Raw genomic sequence first — 3202 nt, forward strand, 5'->3', positions numbered from 1 at the left:
CTTCATTGTACTCATTATGGACGGACGCTAGAGGGTGTTCATTAGGTAATAATGTTGGTCCTWCACTCACTTCAATTCGATCATCATCTCGCTTAGCTAAGCCGATCAGTTTCATCGTGTATCCTAGYTGCTCACAATAATGTAAATCCCGGTCTGTCACAGAAGAGATCCCTTTAACTGACACATCATCTAGCTTTACATCCATCGAAAAGMCAAGTGTCGCTAAAATAGCCATTTTACGAGCAGCATCTAGACCTTCGACATCYGAGGTAGGATCGCTCTCTGCAAACCCTAAGTCTTGAGCCTGTGCTAGCACATCTAAGTATGAGCTACCTTCTTGAGACATTTTTGTAAGAATATAATTAGTTGTTCCATTGACGATCCCCATCATTTTGGTGATTCGATCAGAAGCTAAACCGTCGACTAAGCTTCGTAAAATCGGAATCCCACCCGCTACACTTGCTTCATAAAATAAATCACAGCCGTTTTTGGAGGCAAGATGTAGAAGTTCTGCCCCGTGCAATGCCATTAAATCTTTATTGGCTGTCACAACATGCTTCTTATGCTCTAGCGCTTGGATGAGTTGTTCTTTCGTTTCATCCACTCCACCCCTTACTTCAATGACTACATCAATATCAGGGTTCGCACACACATCTTCAGGGTTAGTTGTTAATATGTCGTTACCTACAGTCACGCCACGCTTTTTATCAAGATCACGAACAAGCACCTTAGTCACGTTAACTGCGCAGCCTACTTGATGCTTCAGCTCTTGTTGGTGCTGTTCAATAATTGAGATGACACCAGTACCTACCGTTCCGAGTCCTAGCAGTCCCACATTGATTCCTTGTTTCATTTTTCTCCACTCCAATCCATCTATCTGGTTCTGTATCTCTAAAAAGAACATTTGTATTTGTATAAAGGACATTATAAAATGGATTACCAGATAAAACAAGGGGTATTTTGTAAATGTTCTAACAATTCTCATATATCATAACACAACCACGAGTTACAGAGATTTTGTAAATAAAAATAAGATCACCTCAAGTTGTGAGATGATCTTGTTTAAGTCATTTATAACCATTCCACACTAGGGGTGCGTGATGATGTTTTTGGAATTCGTACCATCTCAGAAAATCCTTTTAAAAACTCTTCATTTGCTCCTTCGTGTTCAATTAAAGAAAAGAAGGYTTGACCATGCTCTTGTTTCTCTTCATTAATTTGAGATCGATAGTAATTTTCGATTGTTTCAAAGTAGTGGACTGGAAAGAGTAATCGAGCATAAGTAAGTCTCCACGCGTACGAGGAAAGAGGTTCATATTGCTCATACCCTTCAACAAATGAGTGAATATCATCCCACTGGCTACTCCTTAATTCCGTTAAATCGTAGCGCTTTTGTCTCACCCACTCAGCAATATCTCGACAAGGATGGTCATACACAAATTCAGTAGGACGTTTTATAATCCCCCCACGAGTAGAGGTAACTAACCATGTCTGATCCGTAAAACKTCTATGACAAACCGTCCCTTTTTCTTGGTCATGCGTCGGATCATCTAACCGAGCGTCCACTGCATATTGGATCGCATTTTCACTCAACCCCATAAAATAAGGATAGGAATACAAAAAAGCCTCATCTACATAGGACCTTGGCTTCTCGTAACTAATCTGTTGATACCAACCCTCTAGCTGCTCAAGTCTTTTTTCCCACAATTTATGCCACTGGCCAAAATAATCATGAGACCTTTTTGTTAGCGGCATTTGTTTGCCATAATAATGAATGGTCGCCAAATGCTCTCCCACTTCATAATTGCTCTCTAAGTGAAGGCCTCCATTTCTTTCTTGAGGGGGTAATTCAAACAAATAAACTTCCTGCCCGTCTATTAATCCTACATTTCCACCTTGCTTTGTTTTTGTCACATTCAACATCGTGGAATCACCGATCGAACGATAATAATCTGCATAATCAAGCATCTCTTGTTCATTTGAAGCACATTCTTCTTTTGGAAAAAAAACAAAGGATTTTCCTCCAGCTTCAAATCCTTCATAGTCACCTAAGGCAAACCGAGAATCACAATATAATCCATATTGATCATACACATTCCGCTCAAACACAGTCTTCCCTCCCTACCTACAGCTTCTTTTATCTAGTCTATGACCCATTTGCATAAAATGTGTATCTTTCCCGTAGACTATTAATAATCATTTTGTCTCCACGCCAAGTGTTGATAAGGTGAATGAACGCTGGAGGGGATTTTATGTCAGAGAAGCAAGAGAAGAAAAATTACGATGAAGTAGAAGAAAGAGCACGACAAGCCTTAATAGAGCGCGGCGTAACCATTCAGGATATTGCTGACCTCGTTTACTTCCTTCAAGAAAAGTATCACCCTCATTTATCGATGGATGATTGTATTCATAATGTCAACCGAGTGATCAGAAAGCGAGAAATTCAGAATGCGATTTTAACGGGTATTCAGCTCGATGTGTTAACAGAGCAAAAAAAATTAGAAGAACCGCTTCAAGGAATTATCGCTCGTGACGAAGGCTTATACGGTGTTGATGAGATTATTGCGCTATCGATTGTTAATGTGTATGGATCGATTGGCTTTACCAACTACGGATACATCGATAAATTAAAACCAGGAATCTTAAAGGATTTAAATGATAAATCAAGTGGAAAATGCCACACATTCCTTGATGATATTGTAGGGGCAATCGCAGCTGCAGCTTCAAGTCGTTTAGCACACCGGGCCGCTAACGTTGAGTAACCACTCTTAACCTTTAGATTCGACTCCAATTCGGTTGGGGCAGTCGAATCTAGTACATATTGCTCAAAAAAAGATTCATGCAATCGCATGAATCTTGTTAAACAAACGTTTAATTAATCTCCCATTCAGCCAACGACTGAATGACATACGTTGGCTTTTCATCAACGATATTTAAATGTTTTTCTTCTGTTACACCTGTAAGCACCATCAGCGAATCAACGTGCGCACGAATCCCCGCCAATATATCAGTATCATAATTATCACCAATCATTAAAGCCTCTTCTTTTCTAACACCGATACGCTCAAGTGCTTGTTCAATCATAATGGACTCAGGCTTTCCAATAAACGTTGGCTTAATCCCAGTAGATGTCGTGACTACTGAGATCAACGATCCTGCTCCTGGCATTAACCCTCGTTCTGTAGGAAGTGCACGATCCCCA

At 40.1% G+C, this 3202-nt stretch carries 4 protein-coding genes; 1 reads left to right on the forward strand and 3 read right to left on the reverse strand.

All coding sequences use genetic code 11. The annotated features are described in order from the left end of the window. Both AB685_RS29125 and yutH read right to left on the reverse strand, forming a co-directional pair. Positions 1-853, reverse strand: an 853-nt coding sequence (locus AB685_RS29125) for a homoserine dehydrogenase (RefSeq protein ID WP_047974104.1), incomplete at its 3' end; no start/stop codon positions are given. A gap of 218 nt (positions 854-1071) precedes the next feature. Beyond that, positions 1072-2109 carry a spore coat putative kinase YutH gene (gene yutH / locus AB685_RS29130; RefSeq protein ID WP_047974105.1) on the reverse strand — a complete coding sequence of 346 codons (1038 nt, stop codon included), beginning with the start codon at positions 2107-2109 and terminating at the stop codon, positions 1072-1074. 143 nt (positions 2110-2252) lie between these two features. Between yutH and AB685_RS29135 the strand changes: the two genes are divergently transcribed. Continuing rightward, positions 2253-2762, forward strand: coding sequence for a phosphatidylglycerophosphatase A (locus AB685_RS29135; protein WP_047974106.1), 510 nt, complete (start codon positions 2253-2255; stop codon positions 2760-2762). Positions 2763-2871: 109 nt separating this feature from the next. On the opposite strand, the gene AB685_RS29140 is transcribed toward AB685_RS29135, so the two are convergent. Then, positions 2872-3202: HAD-IA family hydrolase (locus AB685_RS29140; protein WP_047974107.1), on the reverse strand; the 331-nt coding region annotated here is incomplete at its 5' end.

This window comes from Bacillus sp. LL01 (genome assembly GCF_001037965.1).

Bases quoted from the DNA above. Each gene is read 5' to 3' on its own strand.
- AB685_RS29135 (WP_047974106.1), top strand. From the start codon at position 2,253: ATGTCAGAGAAGCAAGAGAAGAAAAATTACGATGAAGTAGAAGAAAGA.